General features: G+C 29.8%; 21 protein-coding genes. 17 read left to right on the plus strand and 4 right to left on the minus strand.

Annotation, left to right across the window (positions count from 1 at the left end):
• Genes L8T90_RS06755 through mrdA form a run of 6 tightly spaced genes read left to right on the plus strand, consistent with a single transcriptional unit; the run spans position 1 to position 4,331 of the window.
• Positions 1 to 489, plus strand: a complete 489-nt coding sequence (locus L8T90_RS06755) for a 3-deoxy-D-manno-octulosonate 8-phosphate phosphatase, YrbI family (protein ID WP_039618077.1) — start codon at positions 1 to 3, stop codon at positions 487 to 489.
• Positions 480 to 986 carry a hypothetical protein gene (locus L8T90_RS06760; RefSeq protein WP_263737069.1) on the plus strand — a complete coding sequence of 169 codons (507 nt, stop codon included), beginning with the start codon at positions 480 to 482 and terminating at the stop codon, positions 984 to 986. Before L8T90_RS06755 ends, L8T90_RS06760 begins: the two co-directional genes overlap by 10 nt.
• Positions 968 to 1,426: a lipopolysaccharide transport periplasmic protein LptA gene (gene lptA / locus L8T90_RS06765; protein ID WP_263737071.1), complete on the plus strand. Its 459-nt coding sequence runs from the start codon at positions 968 to 970 to the stop codon at positions 1,424 to 1,426. The genes L8T90_RS06760 and lptA overlap by 19 nt, the downstream gene beginning before the upstream one ends.
• Positions 1,423 to 2,022, plus strand: a complete 600-nt coding sequence (gene yihA / locus L8T90_RS06770) for a ribosome biogenesis GTP-binding protein YihA/YsxC (protein WP_263737072.1) — start codon at positions 1,423 to 1,425, stop codon at positions 2,020 to 2,022. The genes lptA and yihA overlap by 4 nt, the downstream gene beginning before the upstream one ends.
• A complete protein-coding gene (locus L8T90_RS06775) occupies positions 2,012 to 2,503 on the plus strand; it encodes a hypothetical protein (protein ID WP_263664127.1) in 492 nt (163 codons plus the stop codon). Before yihA ends, L8T90_RS06775 begins: the two co-directional genes overlap by 11 nt.
• Position 2,504: 1 nt before the next feature.
• Positions 2,505 to 4,331 carry a penicillin-binding protein 2 gene (gene mrdA, locus L8T90_RS06780; protein ID WP_263737073.1) on the plus strand — a complete coding sequence of 609 codons (1,827 nt, stop codon included), beginning with the start codon at positions 2,505 to 2,507 and terminating at the stop codon, positions 4,329 to 4,331.
• Here mrdA and queA read toward each other — a convergent pair.
• The 3 genes from queA to tatB are packed head-to-tail and all read right to left on the minus strand — an operon-like array spanning position 4,324 to position 6,474.
• On the minus strand, positions 4,324 to 5,343 hold the full coding sequence (gene queA / locus L8T90_RS06785) for a tRNA preQ1(34) S-adenosylmethionine ribosyltransferase-isomerase QueA (protein WP_412175008.1): 1,020 nt from the start codon (positions 5,341 to 5,343) through the stop codon (positions 4,324 to 4,326). The two genes, mrdA and queA, sit on opposite strands and share 8 nt — an antisense overlap.
• Positions 5,339 to 6,079, minus strand: a complete 741-nt coding sequence (gene tatC, locus L8T90_RS06790; RefSeq protein WP_039628251.1) for a twin-arginine translocase subunit TatC — start codon at positions 6,077 to 6,079, stop codon at positions 5,339 to 5,341. The genes queA and tatC overlap by 5 nt, the downstream gene beginning before the upstream one ends.
• Positions 6,080 to 6,081: 2 nt before the next feature.
• Positions 6,082 to 6,474, minus strand: a complete 393-nt coding sequence (tatB, locus tag L8T90_RS06795) for a Sec-independent protein translocase protein TatB (protein WP_412175007.1) — start codon at positions 6,472 to 6,474, stop codon at positions 6,082 to 6,084.
• Between the two features lie 150 nt (positions 6,475 to 6,624).
• Between tatB and L8T90_RS06800 the strand changes: the two genes are divergently transcribed.
• The gene (locus L8T90_RS06800) at positions 6,625 to 7,599 is read left to right on the plus strand and encodes a permease (RefSeq protein WP_263683154.1); all 975 of its coding nucleotides are present in this window, start codon (positions 6,625 to 6,627) and stop codon (positions 7,597 to 7,599) included.
• A gap of 8 nt (positions 7,600 to 7,607) precedes the next feature.
• Positions 7,608 to 7,925 carry an ArsR/SmtB family transcription factor gene (locus tag L8T90_RS06805; protein WP_263664131.1) on the plus strand — a complete coding sequence of 106 codons (318 nt, stop codon included), beginning with the start codon at positions 7,608 to 7,610 and terminating at the stop codon, positions 7,923 to 7,925.
• On the opposite strand, the gene hemW is transcribed toward L8T90_RS06805, so the two are convergent.
• Positions 7,922 to 8,971 (minus strand): radical SAM family heme chaperone HemW, encoded by a 1,050-nt coding sequence (hemW, locus tag L8T90_RS06810; RefSeq protein ID WP_263708864.1) that lies wholly within the window; start codon positions 8,969 to 8,971, stop codon positions 7,922 to 7,924. The genes L8T90_RS06805 and hemW overlap by 4 nt on opposite strands.
• A gap of 80 nt (positions 8,972 to 9,051) precedes the next feature.
• On the opposite strand from hemW, the gene L8T90_RS06815 reads away from it, so the two are divergent.
• The 9 genes from L8T90_RS06815 to cmoA are packed head-to-tail and all read left to right on the plus strand — an operon-like array spanning position 9,052 to position 17,224.
• Complete coding sequence (locus L8T90_RS06815) at positions 9,052 to 9,522, plus strand: RNA pyrophosphohydrolase (protein ID WP_263708863.1); 471 nt, start codon at positions 9,052 to 9,054, stop codon at positions 9,520 to 9,522.
• On the plus strand, positions 9,522 to 10,724 hold the full coding sequence (locus tag L8T90_RS06820; RefSeq protein ID WP_263664134.1) for an aspartate kinase: 1,203 nt from the start codon (positions 9,522 to 9,524) through the stop codon (positions 10,722 to 10,724). Before L8T90_RS06815 ends, L8T90_RS06820 begins: the two co-directional genes overlap by 1 nt.
• Positions 10,725 to 11,261 carry a HobA family DNA replication regulator gene (locus L8T90_RS06825; protein WP_263683147.1) on the plus strand — a complete coding sequence of 179 codons (537 nt, stop codon included), beginning with the start codon at positions 10,725 to 10,727 and terminating at the stop codon, positions 11,259 to 11,261.
• A gap of 41 nt (positions 11,262 to 11,302) precedes the next feature.
• On the plus strand, positions 11,303 to 11,914 hold the full coding sequence (locus L8T90_RS06830; protein WP_318529941.1) for a DNA polymerase III subunit delta': 612 nt from the start codon (positions 11,303 to 11,305) through the stop codon (positions 11,912 to 11,914).
• Positions 11,901 to 13,043, plus strand: coding sequence for a dihydropteroate synthase (folP, locus tag L8T90_RS06835; RefSeq protein ID WP_263708861.1), 1,143 nt, complete (start codon positions 11,901 to 11,903; stop codon positions 13,041 to 13,043). The genes L8T90_RS06830 and folP overlap by 14 nt, the downstream gene beginning before the upstream one ends.
• Positions 13,044 to 13,045: 2 nt before the next feature.
• Positions 13,046 to 15,001 carry an NAD-dependent DNA ligase LigA gene (gene ligA / locus L8T90_RS06840; RefSeq protein ID WP_263737078.1) on the plus strand — a complete coding sequence of 652 codons (1,956 nt, stop codon included), beginning with the start codon at positions 13,046 to 13,048 and terminating at the stop codon, positions 14,999 to 15,001.
• Positions 14,991 to 15,713 carry a TlyA family RNA methyltransferase gene (locus tag L8T90_RS06845; protein ID WP_263737075.1) on the plus strand — a complete coding sequence of 241 codons (723 nt, stop codon included), beginning with the start codon at positions 14,991 to 14,993 and terminating at the stop codon, positions 15,711 to 15,713. The genes ligA and L8T90_RS06845 overlap by 11 nt, the downstream gene beginning before the upstream one ends.
• A complete protein-coding gene (locus L8T90_RS06850; protein WP_263737076.1) occupies positions 15,679 to 16,530 on the plus strand; it encodes a bifunctional riboflavin kinase/FAD synthetase in 852 nt (283 codons plus the stop codon). The genes L8T90_RS06845 and L8T90_RS06850 overlap by 35 nt, the downstream gene beginning before the upstream one ends.
• Positions 16,520 to 17,224: a carboxy-S-adenosyl-L-methionine synthase CmoA gene (gene cmoA, locus L8T90_RS06855; protein ID WP_263737077.1), complete on the plus strand. Its 705-nt coding sequence runs from the start codon at positions 16,520 to 16,522 to the stop codon at positions 17,222 to 17,224. The genes L8T90_RS06850 and cmoA overlap by 11 nt, the downstream gene beginning before the upstream one ends.
• The last annotated feature ends 207 nt before the right edge of the window (positions 17,225 to 17,431 follow it).

Here is a 17,431-nt window from a genome sequence, read left to right on the forward strand (position 1 = left end):
ATGATAGAACTTATTTTTTTAGATGTAGATGGTTGTCTAACAGATGGTAAAATCATCTACACACAAAATTATGGTGAGATTAAAGAATTTAATGTAAAAGATGGTGCGGCGATTGAAGCTTGGCAAAAGCTTGGTAAAAAAGTTGCTATCATTACAGGTAGGACTAGCGAGTGTGTGTATTTTAGAGCTAGGGATTTAAAAATTGATTTAGTCTATCAAGGTATTAGTGATAAACTAGCTTGCGCTAAAGAAATTTTAGAAAAATTAAATTTAGATTTTTCTCAATGTGCCGCTATTGGGGATTATTATAACGATATGAGTTTGCTTGAAGCAGTTGGATATAGCTTCAAGCCAAAAGATGCACATAAGGCTTTGAAAACTGATAAAGTTTTAAATAGAAAAGGTGGCAATGGGGCAGTGAGCGAGATGATTGAAATTTTAATTGAACATAATAATATGCAAGCTCAATGGGATAAACTTTGGCGATAAAAATTTTTGCTATATTGATGAGTTTATTTGCCTTTGTTATGGTGATTTTAAGCACCCAAGATCCGTATTTATTTGCCATAAAACCACAAAAGGTAGATGTGGCAAATATGCAAGCTTTTAATGTACTTGATTATGAGTTAAATGCTAGTATAATTAAGGCTACATATCAGGCAAGTCGTTGGGTAAAATATCAAGACAAAGATATTTTTGATGATTTTAAAGTTCAAGCGCTTGATTATAATTTAAGTTCAGATTTATTAGTAAGAAATGAAGAAAAATCCATTTTAGAAGGCAATGTAAGTTATTTTGATCATAACCAAACTTCTATTTTTACCCAAAAAGCAACTTATGATATGAAAAATAAAATTTTATTTTCTAATGATAATTTTAAAGCATATATAGGTTTAAATGAAGTTTTTGGGGATAATTTTTTATATGATGTAAATCAAAAAGAATTAAAAATTCAAGGAATAAAAGCATGGTTTTTAGAGCAATAATTTTTCTGTGTTTGTTAAATTTGTTCGCATTTAGTGCACAAAAAATAGAAGTTTACGCTAAAGATTTTTACTTAGATGAAAAAAATGAAACAAGTGTATTAACCGGTGATGTAGAAGTTAAAAAAGGCAACGATGTTTTAAATTCGCAAAAATTAGTTATTTATATGAAAAACAAACAACCCATCAAGTATATAGCTACTAAAGATGCTAAATTTAAAATCACGATGAAAGATAAAACTTATCATGGAAGCGGTGATGAGTTTATTTATAATGTAGCTAAGGATACATATGAGATTAATGGCAATGCAAAAATTACAGAAATGCAAACAAAAAAAGAACTCATAGGGGATAAAATCATAGTAGATAGAAAAAATATGACTTATAGAGTAGTGAGTAAAGATAAAAAACCTGCCAAATTTGTATTTGAAGTAAAAGAATGATACTTAATGCTAAATTTTTAATTTCTGCTTCCAAAATAGATGAAGCACTACAACCTATATACACTGAAATCGCCTTTTTAGGACGTTCTAATGTGGGTAAAAGTTCTTTGATTAATACACTATGCAAAAATAAAAATTTAGCGAAAAGCTCTTCAACTCCAGGTAAAACACAACTTATTAATTTTTTTGAAGTTGATTGCAAAAAAGATAAGGATAAATTTAAACTAATATTTATTGATTTACCTGGTTTTGGTTATGCTAAAGTGAGCAAAAAAACTAAGGCTATTTGGAATAAAAATTTAGATGAGTTTTTAAAAGAGCGCAGTTCTATCAAGCTTTTTATTCATCTAATAGATTCAAGGCATGATAATTTAGATATTGATACAAATTTGGATTTGTATTTAGATTCTTTTATTAGAGCAGATCAAAAAAAAATAACAGTTTTTACAAAGGCAGATAAGCTCAATCAAAGTCAAAAAGCAAAAATTTTAAATGCAAATAAAAATGCTATTTTGGTGTCAAATTTGAAAAAAAGTGGTATTGATAAATTAGAACAAAAAATCATTTTAGAGAGCTTGGGTTTTAATGAGGAGTAGAAATTTAGTAAAAAATAGATTTGATTTTTCTTATTTATTTTTTTATCTATCTTTGATTTTTTATCAAGTATTAAGCTCTGTGTATTACTGGATGCCTCCTTTATTTGGGGTGTTTTTTTGTTATATGATAGTGCTTTTAAAAGAAAAAGAAAGAACTCTTAATAAGCTTGATTTTAGATGGTATTTTTCTTTGTTTTATCTTTTGCTAGTTGATATTATCCATGGATTTTATCTTTTTAGCTCATGGATAGCTTTTTTTGTTTTTTATCATCTTTTTGTCGATTGGTTTAAAAGCAAGTTAAAACTAGGTCATTATTTACTCGTTATATTTACTTTGTGTGCTTATATTTTTATCTATCTTTTTGATGTGTTTTTAGCATATTTAGATAATAATGAAATTTTAAAATTTGGTATTGAATATCTATGGTTTTTTGCTGTTGAGGCTTTGATTTCTTTTGTTATTTTTAAAGGGAAAATCTAATATGCGTATGCGTTTGGTGATGGGATTTATAGCTTGTTTTTTCTTGCTTTTGCTTGCTAGGGTGTATTATATAAGTATTAAATCTAATGTTTATTATGAAGAAATAGCTAAACAAAATGCCATTAAAACGCAATTTTTAGCACCTGTTAGAGGGCAAATTTTAGATATAAAGGGTAGACCCTTAGCGGTAAATAAATTAGGTTTTTCGATCTCTATAAAGCCATATTTGCATATAAAAAAGAAAAACAGAGCTCTTTTAGAGCAAGAATTACAAGCTATAGTAGGAGCCTTTCCGGATTTAAATGCTGCTAAGCTCAAAAGAACTTATATAAAAGCAGATTCTTATTATAATCAAGATTATATAGAAGTGGTTCCATTTGTAGAATATGATGCGATGATTAAGCATTTTACTAAGCTTAATTTGCGCGAAAACATGCAAGTTAAATCTACTACTCAAAGATTTTATCCTTATGATGCTTTAGCTAGCCATGTTATAGGTTATGTTGGAAAAGCAAATTTAAATGATATGAATGAAAATGAAATTGCAAGATTGACTAGCTATGTAGGGCGTAGTGGCATAGAGCGTTCTTATAATGATATTTTACAAGGTCAAAAGGGTGAAAAGGTTAGCAAGGTAAATGCATTAAATAAAGAAATAGAAGAACTTTCTTATAAAAAACCTACTTCAAGCAATATCACTTTAAGCATAGATCTTGACTTGCAAGAATACTTAGCCAGTATTTTTGAAAATTTAGCAGGTGCAGCTATAGTAATGGATGTAAAAAGCGGAGCTATTTTGGCAGCGGGTAGTTTTCCTGAGTATAATCTTAATCCATTTGTTACGGGTATTAGCCAAGAAGAATGGGATAAACTTTCTAATGATTTAAACCATCCTTTTACTAATAAACTTATTAACGGTCTTTATCCTCCAGGTTCAGTTATAAAAATGGGTACAGCTTTGGCCTTTTTAGATAGTGGAAAAGTAAGTGAAAATCATAAATATTTGTGTGATTCTAACTTTGAGCTTGGTGGTAGAAAATTTAGATGTTGGAAGGCTATAGGTCATGGTTATGTAGATATGACAGATGCTATTAGGGAAAGTTGTGATGTGTATTTTTATAAAGGTGCTTTAGAGGTTGGTATTGACATTATTAGTTCTGTTTTTGAAAGAATAGGTTTTGGTGCAAAAACAGGAGTGGATTTACCTAATGAATTTATAGGAACAGTACCTAATAGAATATGGAAAAAAGAAAAATACAACCAACCATGGTATCAAGGCGAAACTTTAAATACAAGCATAGGACAAGGTGATTTTCTTGCTACTCCTATGCAAGTGGCTAAATTTACAGCTATGATTGCTACGGCTAAAGATATCACACCACATTTTTTACATAGCGTTGATGATAATATTACTAAGATAAATTTTGATAATAATGAAAGTGTTTTTACGACTTTTGAACTATCAAAACTTCCACTTTTAAGGCGTGCTATGTATGAAGTTGCTAATGAAGACGGTGGAACTACGGCAAGATTTTTAAGAAATTCACCTATTACCATAGCAGCTAAAACAGGAACAGCGCAAGTGGTTGGAATTTCTCAAAGTGAAAAAAAGCGTATTAAAGAAGAGGATTTAGAATATTTTTTAAGATCTCATGCTTGGATTACTTCTTATGCACCTTATGAAAAACCACAATATGTAGTAGTGGTTTTAATTGAACACGGAAAAAGCGGTAGTAGTACAGGAGGGCCTATACTGGCTAAAATTTATCAAAAACTTATAGATTTAGGCTATATTGATAAAAAATATATCAAGAAAAAGACTAAATAATTAGCATTCCATCACCATATGAGTAAAAACGATAGTTATTTTTTATAGCTTCATGGTAAAGCTCTAAGGTTTTTTCCCTACCTATAAATGCTGCTACAAGCATAATTAAAGTTGATTTTGGTAAGTGAAAATTAGTAAGTAAATAATCAAGTCTTTGTGGGGTATTTTGTGGGTGTAAAAACAAATCACAAAAACCTTCTTTTAATTTTTTTCTATGATAGTACTCTACACAACGAGTAACAGTAGTACCAACGCCTAGTATTTTCTTGGAAGAATCAATCAAAGCACAAGTTTCATCATCAATATGAAAAAATTCTGAATGCATTTTATGATCACGTATATCTTCACATTCTACACCTTTAAAAGTTCCTGCGCCAACGTGTAGTGTGATAGTATGGATATTATGATTTTTTTTAAGTTCATTGATCATTGCTTCATCAAAGTGTAAGCTTGCAGTAGGTGCGGCAACTGCGCCTTGATTTTTAGCAAAAATGCTTTGATAGTTAATGCTATCTTGCGCTTCATCTGCTCTTTTAATATAAGGTGGTAAAGGCACATGGCCTATTTTTTCTAAAATTTCAAAAACTTCATGATGATTAAGCTCTTTTTCATCATTAAAAAACTCTACTTCTCTTGTGCCATCATCATGTAATTTTTTGATTTTAGCTTTTAAAGAATTTTCAAAATATAAAATTTGCCCTTCTTTAACCTTACCCCGAATTTGCACTAAAAAATCATTATTTTTTAAAGGATGGTTGATAAAAAGTTCTATTTTACTACCACTTTCTTTGTTTCCATAAATTCTTGCTTTGATGACTTTGGTATCATTAAAGATGATTTCACAAGGTGGTAAAATTTTAGCTAAGTCCTTAAAATGCAAATATGAAATTTGATCTTTACATCTTTCATATACTAAAAGCTTGGCATTTTCTTTGGGTAAAATAGGAAAATTTGCTATAAGTTCATTGGGTAAATCATAATCATAACTAGAAAGCAAAAGATCTTTATTAATCATTTTCATCATCTTCTTTTTGACTAGGATTAACTTTTTTAGCTATATAAATAGAAATTCCATAAAGCCCGCATAAAGGAACAGCCATTAAAAATTGTGATATAACATCAGGTGGTGTCATCATAGCTGAAAAAACAAAAATCACTAAAACTGAAACTCTAAAATGTTTTTTCAAAAAAGTATCATCAATCAGTCCAAGTTTAGCAAAGAAAAAGGTTATTACAGGCATTTCAAAAGCTAAACCAAAAGCGATTACTAATTTAGTAAAAAAGCCTACATATAAACCTATACTAATTAAAGGCTTAAAATCTTGGGTTTGCACCCCAAAATCAATCAAAAATTTAAAAGCCAAAGGTATAACTATATAATAACAAAATAAAGCACCAAGTGCAAACATAATACTAGCAAAGCTTACAAAAGGTACTACTAATCTTTTTTCATTATCATAAAGTCCAGGTGCTACAAATTTCCAAAACTGCCAAAAAATAACTGGCAAAGAAATCAAAAAAGCTGTAAAAAACGAAACCTTCATCGCAGTAAACAAAGGCTCTTGTAACTCAACAAAGGTCATTTGTCTTGAAATTTCAGGTAAGGCCGCTTCAACAGGCGCTTTTAGTATATCTATGATATAGTTATTAAAACTAAAACATACAAAAAACATCACAACAACACAAGCAACACTTATAAATAATCTTTTTCTAAGTTCTACTAAATGCGGTTTTAATTCTTCAAACATTCTTAGCTTTCCATTTTCTGAGTATTTTTTTCATCTTTTTGAATTTTTTCTTCAAGATTAGAAAGTTCTTGTATATCTTTTTCTAAATCATTAATTTCACTTTTTAATTCTTTGGTATTATTTAAAATATCTTCTTTGAGTTGATCAAATTCTTCAAAACTTAGTTTTTTTCTGATATTTTCATTAGTTTGTGAAAATTCATCTTTGTATTTTTGTGCTTCATCTTTTAATTCTGCTATTTTTAGTTCTTTATTAATACTTGCTTTTGCTTCATCGATATTACTTTTAATGACTTTTAAAATTTTTGCAATTTCAACTATAGTTGAAGGTAATTTTTCAGGCCCAAGCACTAAAATAGCTACAACTAAAATAACTAAAATTTCACCAAAACTCATTATTTTATCTTCTTTCGTTTGAATATATGGTTTACATTTTACATAAAAATACTTAAAAATATTATTACTTTTATCATATTAATATATAAAGATATCTTGATATATTAATATATTTTTGTTATATTGAATTAAAAATAAAAAAGGAAAAGCATGGAGAAATTAGTTTTTATTTTAAAAGATTTTCTTATTTTATTTATAGAAATATCTGTTTTGTTTATTTTGGTTAGTATGCTTATTGCTTATTTAAATGAGCGCTATGCCAAATTTTTTAATGAGCATTTAAAGAAAGATTCTTTTACAAGCTATATAAAAGCCATACTTTTGGGTTGTTTAACTCCATTTTGCTCATGTTCAAGCATACCGCTTTTAAACGCATTTTTAAAAGCTAAAGTCCCACTTGGGGTATGCATAGCTTATTTAATCACCTCGCCTTTAATTAATCCTATTATAGTAGTGATGTTTATGGTGAGTTTTGGCTTAAAAATATCTTTATTTTATGTGGGGTTTTTATTTTGTGTGATTTTATTTATTGCTTTTTGTGTTTCTAAAATAAACACTCAAGGATTTTTTAATGAAGACTTTTTAAAAAATGATTTAGAGCAAAAGTCATGTTGTTCTAACAATACTTTTCAAAGCTCATGTTGTCAAAAACCTAGCTTGGTTTTTGCTAAAAATTCTAAAACAAGTAAAATTTTAAATTTTAAAAACAAAGCTAAAGAAAGTAAAATCAAAATATTATTTTCACAAAGCTTTAAAGAGTATAAAAAAATTTTACCTTATATTGTTATAGGTATGGCTATAGGGGCTGTTATACATGGTGCTTTTCCACAAGATTTTTTCCAAAATTATATGAAAGATTATGGAGTTTTGGGCGTATTTATAGCAGCTTTTATAGGAGTTTTACTTTATATGAATTGTACAGCTATGATACCTGTAGCACTAGCTTTAACTACCAGTGGAATTCCACTTGGTATAATGATGAGTTTTTTAATAGCAGGAGTAGGGTGTTCTTTGCCTGAGCTTATTTTGCTTAAAAGAATTTTCAAAACAAGCTTTTTGATTTTATTTGCAAGTATGATTGTTGCTATTGCGATTAGTTTTGGTCTTTTAATGTTTTTTATATAAGGATTTTTATGCAAGAGTTTTTAAAAATAACAAGTGCGGTTAATGATGAAAGCAGGATTTTGATCCTAGCTTTCTTACAAAAATACGGAAAGCTTTGTGTGTGTGATTTGCAAAGCTCTTTAAATATGAGCCAATCAAGGCTTTCAAGACATTTAAAAATTTTAAAAGAAGCTAATTTTTTAGAAGTAGATAGACAAGGTGTTTGGGCGTATTATGGAGTAAAAGAAAATTTAAATAATTTTTGTAATGATATATTAAAAAACATCAATGAACTTTCCATAAAGCTTCCTGAGCTTAAAAGGTTTTCTTGTGAATGTAAAGCTTAAGTGCTAATATACAAAGCTAGTTCATCGCTTAAAAGGTAGTTAGTATTATAAAAAATTCCATTTTTATAAACTAGCTTTCCTTTTTTACTAAGAAACATCGCTTTTTCTTTTTCTAAAGGTTCTAGCTTTGTTTCATCCACTCCTATAATACTTCTAAGTCCTAAGAAAATATGCTCTAAGCGTAAATCTTTTGAATTTAAATTTTCAATCTCTCTAAAACAAGGATTTGCTATATAATCTTTTAAACTTTTTTTAGTATAAAATCTTTGATTTTTTAAAAATCCCACCGCACTTAAACCACAGCCTATATAGTCTTTTCCTTGCCAGTAGGCAAGATTGTGTTTGCAAATTTGTCCAAAATTACTGATTTCATATTGTTTATAGCCAAGATTTTCGATAGCTTTGATAAAATATTTTGCAAGTCGTGGCGCATTTTTTTTAAAATGAAATTTTTTAGCAAATCTTGTCTTTTCTTCTATGGTTAGATTATAAGCGCTCACATGGTTAATATCAAGCAGAGTAAGTTTGGAAATTTCATAATCAAGCATTTTTTTATCATCAAGTTTTGTATCGTAAATTAAGTCTAGATTGATATTATTAAATCCTGCTTTTTTTGCATTTTCTATACTAGTAAAAATACTTTTTTGATCATGAATACGCCCAAGAAATTGTAATTTTTTTTCATGAAAACTTTGCACTCCAAAAGAAATACGATTAAAACCTAAATTTTTTATCTCTTTAAGCCAAGAAAAATTACTCGAGTTGGGGTTTGCTTCTATACTAATTTCACTATCTTTTTGTAAATAACTTTGTATAAAAATAAATATTTTTTCATAAAAACTAGCATCCATTAAACTAGGCGTTCCACCACCTATAAAAACAGTCTTTATGGAATTTTTATCAAGTTTGAAAAAATTTAGTTGATATTTTATATCTTGCGTTAAAGCATTTAAATAATCTTTTTCAAAGTCCTTTTTCTTAAGTGAAGTAAAAGAACAATAAAAACACTTGCTTTCACAAAATGGTATATGTATGTATAAATGCATAAAACTTCTTTAAAATGTGATTATAAATTCGTATTTTTTTGTTAGAATTATATTATTAAAAAGTCAAGGATAAGAAAATCATGGAAAAAGAAAAAAAATATAGGCCAAATGTAGCCGCTGTTGTACTATCATCAGCTTATCCTTTTGAATGTAAAATTTTACTTGCTAAACGCAATGATATGGAAGATATATGGCAATTTCCTCAAGGTGGTATAGATGAGGAAGAAGAAGTTAAAAGTGCATTATTTAGAGAGTTAAAAGAAGAAATAGGCACAGATGAGGTTGAAATTTTAGCTGAATATCCTGAGTGGATTAATTATGATTTTCCAACTAAGGTCGCACAAAAAATGTATCCTTATGATGGTCAAAGCCAAAAATATTTTTTAGTTAGATTAAAAAATAAAGCTATTATTAATCTAAACACTAAAAATCCTGAATTTGATGCTTATAAATTTGCTTCATTAGAAGATGTTTATGATATGATTAACCATTTTAAAAAACCTATATATGTTAGGGTTTTAAAATATTTTAAAGAAAGGGGGTATATTTAATGCTGGTCGTACAAAAATATGGGGGAACAAGTGTAGGAACGCTTGAGCGTATTGATGAAGTTGCTAAAAGAGTGGCAAAAAGTAAAAAAACTTGCGATAAGTTAGTTGTAGTAGTTTCAGCGATGAGTGGGGTTACTAACGAGCTTATCGATTTTGCTCACCATTTTAGTAAAAATCCTTCAGGTCGTGAGATGGATATGCTTTTAAGTAGTGGCGAACGCGTGACTTCATCTTTACTTGCTATTGCATTAAATGAAATGGGTTTAAAAGCTACTGCATTTTCCGGACGCAATGCAGGAATTATCACAGATGATGTTTATACTAAAGCAAGAATAGAACACATTGATACTACAAATATCAATAAAGCCTTAGATGAGGGATATATCGTAGTAGTTGCTGGCTTTCAAGGTATTGACAAAATGGGTAATGTTACTACTTTGGGTCGTGGTGGAAGTGACTTAAGTGCGGTAGCACTAGCGGGAGCTTTAAATGCTGATTTATGTGAAATTTATACTGATGTAGATGGGGTATATACTACCGATCCTAGAATTGAGCCAAAGGCTAAAAAGCTAGATAAAATTTCTTATGAAGAAATGCTAGAGCTTGCAAGTTTAGGAGCTAAGGTTTTGCAAAATCGCTCTGTAGAGCTTGCTAAAAAATTAAATGTAAAATTAGTTACTAGAAGTAGCTTTAATGAAAATGAAGGGACGATCATTACTAAGGAGGAAAATATGGAACAAGCTTTGGTTAGTGGTATAGCACTAGATAAAAACCAAGCAAGGGTTACTTTAAGAAATATCGATGATAAACCAGGCATTGCTGCTGAAATTTTTGGGACTTTAGCAAATGAAAATATCAATGTAGATATGATTATCCAAAATGTAGGTTTAGATGGAGCTACAAATTTAGGTTTTACTGTGCCTGAAAATGAACTTGATTTAGCAACTAATGCTATGAAAAAAGTTTTAGGTGCTAATGCTAATATAGAAACAGATAGTGCTGTGGTAAAAGTTTCAGTTGTGGGTGTGGGTATGAAATCACATTCTGGAGTAGCTTCGGCAGCTTTTAAAGCATTAGCAAATGAAAATATCAACATACAAATGATTTCTACAAGTGAAATTAAAATTTCAGTTATCGTGCATGAAAAATATGGCGAATTAGCTGTAAGAGTATTGCATGAAGTTTATAAACTAGATATATAAATGAGCAATAGTTTTTTAAAATTTACCCTAGAGCAAATCCGAGAAAATGGTACTTATACAAGTTGGTTAGAAGAAAGGCGTCTTGAGTGGTCGCCTTTGATCGCTTCTAAGTTAGCTTTGCTTTTGCAAGGTTATACTTTTATTGTGATTACTGATGATCAAAGAACGTGGTTTGAAGAGTATTTTTTAGGCCAAATTAACGCTAGTTCCACAAGACCTTTAGTGCCTTTTGTGTCTTTAAAAGGAATTTATAATAAAACTTGTAATACCCAAGAAGATATAGATTTGTTAAATGATCTTTTAAGTATTTCTTTTCCTAATGGTTATGCCTTTTTTTATATAGGAACTAATACAGGTTTTAAATTTAAAATCGCTAATTCTAAAGCAGAAAGTATGCTTTGGCTTTTTGATGAGCAATTGCAAAATAGCTTTTACCTTTCCTCGCGTGATAAGGAATTAGACTATAAACTCATTTCTTTATATAAAGTATTTGAGCAAAGCTTAGAGGCTGTGCTTTTTTCTAAGGTAGAAATTTGAATCTAAGAAATAAAATCATTATCCATAATGATTTTGAGCTAATGCAAGAAAAGCTCACAGAAGAATATGGAGCAAAAAATCTTAAATTTTTCATACCCAAAAATCCTGACTTAGAATTAAGACTAAATGACTTAACTTATGACAAAAACGGCCAAGCAACCGCAAAAGCTATTATGAATGAAAGTTATATAGCTGAAGCACAAGCTAAAATCATTGTTATACTAGCTAAGTCTTTTCGAGAAGAAGCGCAAAATTTTTTGCTAAAACTTTTTGAAGAGCCACCAAAAAATGTATATTTTATCATCGTAGCTCCTTCAAAAAATGTTTTTTTACCTACTATACTTTCAAGATTTATCATAGAAAAGCATAAAATTCAAAAAGAAAAGATGTCTTTAAATTTAGATCTTAAAAAAATAGATCTAGCTCAAATTGCTTCATTATTAAAACAATATGAAAATATAGACAAGCATGAGTGTTTAGAGTTAATTAGCACTTTAAGCCATGAATGTTTTAAGCAAGATATAAAATTAAACGATGAAGAAATTGAATTTTTTTACAAAGCTTATGAATTAGCTAGATTAAATGCAAAGCCAACTATTTTGCTAAGCACCATAGCTTTAATTTTACACGAGAGAAAAAATGAAAATCATTAAAATCAATCCTAACACAGACTTTAAGCAAATTTCTAAATATATAAAGCCACATAAAGCAGGCGAGAAAATTATGAGTGAAAAAACTCAAATTCATTTTTTTCTTATTAAAGAGTTAAGAGCACCTGCTGCAAACATACTCAAACAAGATGCACTAAGGGTTGGAGCTGAGCTTGTAACACATAAAGAAGTTATACTAGGCAAAGAACATACTAATGCCTTGCTTATGGTAACGCAAGATCAAGCTAAAAAGCTTATAGAAAAAGAAAAATTACAAGATTTTAAGCTTAAAAATTTAGCATTATTTTTAAAGTCTAATTTTAACAAACCAAAATATGCAAAAATTATGGGTGTGATTAATGTTAATGAAGATAGTTTTAATGCTCAAAGTAGGGTTAAAGAAAATGAAGTTTTAGAAAAAATCGAACTCATGATTTCTCAAGGGGCTGATTATATAGATATAGGCGGGGTTTCTTCAAGACCTGGTAGTGTGTATTGTGGGAAAGAAGAAGAGTTTAAGCGTTTAAAAAATACCTTAGATTTAATCTATAAAGAAAAACTTTATGAAAAATGTATTTTTAGCTTAGATAGCTTTGATGAGTATTGTTTAGAATATGCTTTAAATAAAGGCTTTAAGCTTATTAATGATATTACCGGTTTTAAAAATGAAAATTTAGCTAAATTAGCTTTAAAATACAAAGCCACTTATACACTCATGCATATACAAAATACCCCACAAAATATGCAAGATAATCCGCATTATGAAGATGTATTAGCCGAGCTTGATGATTTTTTTGCGCAAAAGCTAGAGAGGCTAAGTGAGCTTGGTTTAGAAGATGTGATTTTAGATGTTGGCATTGGTTTTGGTAAAAGTCCTTGGCATAATATGATGTTAATCAAGCATTTAGAGCATTTTTTACGCTTTGAAAAAGAACTTTTAATCGGAGCTAGTAGGAAAAGTATGATAAATGCTTATTTTAGCTCAAGTGTTGAGCAAAGACTAGCCGGTACGCTTTATTTGCATTTAGAAGCTTTTAAAAATGGTGCAAGCATTATAAGAGTGCATGATGTATATGAGCATAAACAAATGTTTGAACTTGCAAAAGCTATGGATGAACTTTCTTTGGAGTAATGATGACTTATCAAGAGTATTTAGAAAAGGTAAAATTAGCAAAAGAATGGATGAGGGCTTATTATGAAGATGATGAGCCTTTAGCAAGCGATGAAGAATACGATAAACTTATAAGAGAGTTAAAAGCATTTGAAATGCTTCATCAAGAAAAGATTTCTAAAGACTCTCCTACGCAAAATATCGCCCCGATTATACAAAGTGAGTTTCATAAACTTGCACATAGTGCAAAAATGTGGTCTATGGAAGATGTTTTTGATGAAGCTGAGCTTAGAGCTTGGGCAAAAAGAGCTAAATGTGAGTTTGATTTTTTCATAGAACCTAAATTTGATGGAGCAAGTTTAAATCTTACTTATGAAAATGGTATTTTAATCAGTGGTGCTACAAGAGGCGATGGGGAAGTAGGCGAGGATATTACTTTAAATGTTAAAGAGATATCCAATATACCTCAAAAAATTCCTTATAAAGACAAGATAGAAATTCGTGGCGAAGTAGTGATTTTAAAAGAAGATTTTGAAAAAATCAATGAAAAAAGAGTTAAAGATGGCTTAAGTTTATTTGCAAACCCACGTAATGCAGCAAGTGGTTCGCTAAGACAGCTTGATACAAGCATTACAAAAGAAAGAAATTTAAAATTTTATCCTTGGGGAGTGGGGGAGAATTCTTTAGAGTTTAAGAAACACTCTGAAGTGATGGAGTTTGTAAGAAGTCTTGGCTTTTTAAAAGATGATTTTGTTTTTTGTGTGAAAACTTTAGATGAGGTTTTAGAAAAATACCACGAGCTTTTAGAAAAAAGAGATCAAAAGCCTATGATGATGGATGGTATGGTTGTAAGGGTAGATGATTTAGCTCATTGTAAGCTTTTGGGTTATACAGTGAAATTTCCAAAATTTATGGTTGCGTTTAAATTTCCTGCTTTGGAAAAAACCACAACCTTGCTTGGGGTTAATTTACAAGTTGGAAGAAGTGGTGTGATTACCCCTGTGGCGGTTTTAGAGCCTGTAAATTTAGACGGGGTTATCGTAAAGTCTGCAACCTTGCATAATTTTGATGAGATAGCTAGACTTGGAGTGATGATAGGCGATAGTGTAAGTGTGATAAGAAGTGGCGATGTCATACCTAAAATCACTAAAGTTTTTACCCAAAGACGTGATGGTTTAGAAAGTAAAATCACTAAACCAACTCTTTGTCCTGAGTGTTTTAGTGAGCTTTTAGATGAGGGTGCTTTTTTAAAATGTCAAAACTTAGACTGCAAAGCAAGACTTGTAAATTCTATCATACATTTTGTATCTAAAAAGTGTTTAAATATAGATGGCCTTGGAGAAAATATCGTCGAGCTTTTATTTAAAGAAGGAAAAATCACTAACATAGAAAGTATATTTTTCTTAAAATATAGTGATTTTGAAGGATTGGAAGGCTTTAAAGAGAAAAAAATCAACAATCTTCTAAGTGCTATTGAAAATGCAAAAAAATGCCCCTTATCAAGGTTTATCACTGCTTTGGGTATAGAGCATATCGGAGAAGTAGCAGCTAAAAAACTAGCGCAATCTTTTGGCTTTGAATGGTTTATGCAAAGCTATGAAGCTTATGCAAATTTAGAAGGCTTTGGTGAGCAAATGGCTAAAAGCTTAGAAGAATTTACCCATGTTAACGCAAATCGCATTAAGCATTTTTATGAAATTTTGCATTTAGAGGATGAGAAAAAAGAGCTTATTGTAAATGAAAATATTTCTAATAAAACCTTTGTTATTACAGGAACTTTAAGCAAATCACGCGATCATTTTAAAGAACTAATCGAAAGCTTTGGAGCAAAGGTAAGCTCAAGTGTGTCTAAAAAAACGGACTTTGTATTATACGGAAGCGAAGCAGGCTCAAAGCTTGAAAAGGCTCAAAGTTTAGGGGTTAGATGTATTAATGAGGCTGAGTTTAATGCTCTTTTAGGCGGTGATGATGAGGTTTGATGTCTTTGTAAGTGCAAAGTTGAATATTTCTCGTAATAAAGCTTGTGAGCTTATAGAAAACAAGCAAATTTTACTCAATGATGAATTTAAAAAAACCTCTTTTAAAATCACATCTCAAAGCCCCTTAGAAGATGAGAGTTTAAAACTAACGCTTTTAGAAGAGCTTTTTGTAAGTAGAGCTGCTTTTAAACTCAAGCATTTTCTACAAGATCATGCATTTACTATAAAAGATAAAATTTGTTTAGATATAGGCTCATCGACTGGAGGTTTTGTGCAAATTTTACATCAAAACAAGGCTAAACATATCACAGCTTTGGATGTAGGTTCTAACCAACTTCATGAGAGCTTAAGAAATTTAGAAAATATCCAAATTTGTGAAAACACTGATTTGCGTGAGTTTAAAAGTGAAATTTTATATGATGTTATCACTTGTGATGTGAGTTTTATATCTTTAACACATTTAATTTTTCATATAGATAAACTTGCTAAAGATCTTATCATTTTACTTTTTAAACCTCAATTTGAAGTAGGTAAAAATGCTAAGCGTGATAAAAACGGAGTAGTAAAAGATGCCAAAGCTATTAAAACTGCTAAAGAAAGCTTTGAAAAAGCCTGTGCAAAGCTTGGTTGGATTTTACAAGTAAGTCAAGAGTCACACTTAAAGGGAAAAGAAGGCAATGCTGAGTTTTTCTACGCCTATAGAAAAAACTAAAATCACGAGCTTAGCCATAGGGCGTTTTGATGGTATGCATTTAGGACATTTTGAGCTTTTTAAGCATTTAGATGAAAACGGAGCTTTATTTATCATCACTAAAGAGGAAAAAGAAGCCTTAACACCTAAGGATTTTAGAGTAAATTTGGTTGGTTTTCCTTTGATTTTTTGTGATTTTGAAAAAATCAAAGATTATAAAGGCGAGGATTTTTTAAAGCTTTTAAAGCAAGAATTTCCCAAACTAGAAAAAATCATCGTAGGTTATGATTTTAAATTTGGTAAAGAAAGAAAATGTAGCGCCAAAGATATACAAAGCCTTTGTGGTATAAACACTATCATTGTAGATGAGTTTAAAATTCAAAACAAAAGCGTTCATACAAGTATGATTAAAACCTTACTTAAAGAAGCTAAAGTTAAAGAAGCTAAAAATTTCTTAGGTAGGTTTTATACTATACAGGCAAATATCATCAAAGGGCAAGGCATAGGTGCTAAAGAGCTTTTTGCAACTTTAAATTTATACGCAAAAGACTTCTTTTTACCTAAAGATGGTGTATATGCGACTTTGGTAAAGATTGAAAATAAAAGTTATCATAGTGTAAGTTTTATAGGTATAAGATCTACTGATGAAAATTTTGCTTTAGAAACGCATATTTTAGATGAAAATTTCACAAACACAAATACAAAATCAGTGGAGTTAAGCTTTATTGACTATATAAGAGCTAATGAGAAATTCAATGATTTAGCCTTATTAAAAACACAAATTAGTAAAGATATTAACAAAGCAAAAGAAATTTTAGGAAAATTAAATGAAAGATGAAATTTTTAAAAAACCCTTAGAAAAACAATTTGAATTTGATAAAAGTGTAGCAAGTGTTTTTGATGATATGGTGTCAAGGTCCGTGCCTTTTTATACGCAAAATTTAAAACTCATAGTCGAACTCATAGATCATTTTACACCGCAAAATGCAAGAATTTGTGATCTTGGTTGTTCTACGGCTAGTTTATTGCTTGCACTTTATGAAAAAAGAAAAGATTTTCTTTTAAGTGGGGTTGATGAGGCTAATGCTATGCTAGAGATTGCTAAAAGTAAATGCCAAGCCTTTGGAGCTAGGGTGGAATTTCATCAAAAAAATTTAGATGATTTTGAGTTTTTTAAAAATGATGTTTTCATCGCCACCTACACTTTGCAGTTTATCCGCCCACCCAAAAGACAAGAGTTAGTTGATAAAATCTATCAAAACCTAAATGAAAATGGTATATTTGTGCTTAGCGAAAAAATTCTTTATGAAGATGTCAAAATAGCTAAAAAAATGATACAAATTTATGAGCAGTATAAACTAGAGCAAGGTTATAGTAAGCTAGAAATTTCAAGCAAACGAGAAGCTTTGGAAAATGTTCTCATACCTTATACTCAAAATGAAAACATAACCATGCTTAAAAAAGCAGGATTTTCTAAAGTTGAAAGTGTTTTTAAATGGGTAAATTTTGAAACTTTCATAGCCTTTAAGTGAGTATTATTAGCTATATATTCACTTTATTGCTATGTTTAAACTTTTTATAAACAACTTTAATATATAATTCCAAACTTCAAATCTTATTTTAATTTCCAAAAGGAGTTTTAATGTTAAATTTCACGGGGGGGGGGGATTGAGAATTCTCAATCAAACAATCTTTCTTTTACTAAGAAAACCTTCTTATCTTTAGCAACTATATCTTTT

The sequence above is a fragment of the Campylobacter sp. RKI_CA19_01121 genome, from assembly GCF_025771295.1.
Lineage (GTDB): Bacteria > Campylobacterota > Campylobacteria > Campylobacterales > Campylobacteraceae > Campylobacter_D.

What these genes read in the sequence shown, in the direction of transcription:
- L8T90_RS06755 (WP_039618077.1), top strand. Translation starts at nt 1, where the DNA reads ATGATAGAACTTATTTTTTTAGATGTAGATGGTTGTCTAACAGATGGT.
- lptA (WP_263737071.1), top strand. Translation starts at nt 968, where the DNA reads ATGGTTTTTAGAGCAATAATTTTTCTGTGTTTGTTAAATTTGTTCGCA.
- yihA (WP_263737072.1), top strand. Translation starts at nt 1,423, where the DNA reads ATGATACTTAATGCTAAATTTTTAATTTCTGCTTCCAAAATAGATGAA.
- L8T90_RS06775 (WP_263664127.1), top strand. Translation starts at nt 2,012, where the DNA reads ATGAGGAGTAGAAATTTAGTAAAAAATAGATTTGATTTTTCTTATTTA.
- mrdA (WP_263737073.1), top strand. Translation starts at nt 2,505, where the DNA reads ATGCGTATGCGTTTGGTGATGGGATTTATAGCTTGTTTTTTCTTGCTT.
- tatC (WP_039628251.1), bottom strand. Translation starts at nt 6,079, where the DNA reads ATGTTTGAAGAATTAAAACCGCATTTAGTAGAACTTAGAAAAAGATTA.
- tatB (WP_412175007.1), bottom strand. Translation starts at nt 6,474, where the DNA reads ATGAGTTTTGGTGAAATTTTAGTTATTTTAGTTGTAGCTATTTTAGTG.
- L8T90_RS06800 (WP_263683154.1), top strand. Translation starts at nt 6,625, where the DNA reads ATGGAGAAATTAGTTTTTATTTTAAAAGATTTTCTTATTTTATTTATA.
- L8T90_RS06805 (WP_263664131.1), top strand. Translation starts at nt 7,608, where the DNA reads ATGCAAGAGTTTTTAAAAATAACAAGTGCGGTTAATGATGAAAGCAGG.
- hemW (WP_263708864.1), bottom strand. Translation starts at nt 8,971, where the DNA reads ATGCATTTATACATACATATACCATTTTGTGAAAGCAAGTGTTTTTAT.
- L8T90_RS06815 (WP_263708863.1), top strand. Translation starts at nt 9,052, where the DNA reads ATGGAAAAAGAAAAAAAATATAGGCCAAATGTAGCCGCTGTTGTACTA.
- L8T90_RS06820 (WP_263664134.1), top strand. Translation starts at nt 9,522, where the DNA reads ATGCTGGTCGTACAAAAATATGGGGGAACAAGTGTAGGAACGCTTGAG.
- L8T90_RS06825 (WP_263683147.1), top strand. Translation starts at nt 10,725, where the DNA reads ATGAGCAATAGTTTTTTAAAATTTACCCTAGAGCAAATCCGAGAAAAT.
- L8T90_RS06830 (WP_318529941.1), top strand. Translation starts at nt 11,303, where the DNA reads ATGCAAGAAAAGCTCACAGAAGAATATGGAGCAAAAAATCTTAAATTT.
- folP (WP_263708861.1), top strand. Translation starts at nt 11,901, where the DNA reads ATGAAAATCATTAAAATCAATCCTAACACAGACTTTAAGCAAATTTCT.
- ligA (WP_263737078.1), top strand. Translation starts at nt 13,046, where the DNA reads ATGACTTATCAAGAGTATTTAGAAAAGGTAAAATTAGCAAAAGAATGG.
- L8T90_RS06845 (WP_263737075.1), top strand. Translation starts at nt 14,991, where the DNA reads ATGAGGTTTGATGTCTTTGTAAGTGCAAAGTTGAATATTTCTCGTAAT.
- L8T90_RS06850 (WP_263737076.1), top strand. Translation starts at nt 15,679, where the DNA reads ATGCTGAGTTTTTCTACGCCTATAGAAAAAACTAAAATCACGAGCTTA.
- cmoA (WP_263737077.1), top strand. Translation starts at nt 16,520, where the DNA reads ATGAAAGATGAAATTTTTAAAAAACCCTTAGAAAAACAATTTGAATTT.